This window comes from Bacillus sp. SIMBA_074, from assembly GCF_046534555.1.
GTDB classification, from domain to species: Bacteria; Bacillota; Bacilli; order Bacillales; family Bacillaceae_G; genus Bacillus_A; species Bacillus_A mycoides.
The window spans coordinates 1-254 of the sequence record NZ_JAWRYM010000857.1 but is presented as its reverse complement, the minus strand read 5'-3'; the positions used below and the strand labels follow the sequence as shown (position 1 = coordinate 254).

Annotated in this window: 1 protein-coding gene; it reads left to right on the top strand. The window is 39.0% G+C overall.

The genetic code is table 11. From position 1 onward, the window contains the following. Positions 1-254 (top strand): Cna B-type domain-containing protein (locus SB773_RS33180; RefSeq protein ID WP_410594692.1); only part of this gene is annotated, 254 nt, incomplete at both ends.

The following is a 254-nucleotide window of genomic DNA, read 5'->3' as shown; positions in this document are numbered from 1 at the left end:
CAAACAACAGTAGAAGGAACAAAAACGTGGAAAGATGGCAATGCGACAGATCGTCCGAAAACAATCAAAGTAGATTTACTACAAAACGGTCAGGTCATCAATACACAAGAAGTAAGTGAAGCAACAGGTTGGAAATATACATTCAAAGACTTAGCGGCATATGATGCCGAAGGCAACGCGTACAAGTATGAAGTAAAAGAACAACCGGTGGATGGATATAAATCTGAAGTTCATGGTTATGACATTACGAATAC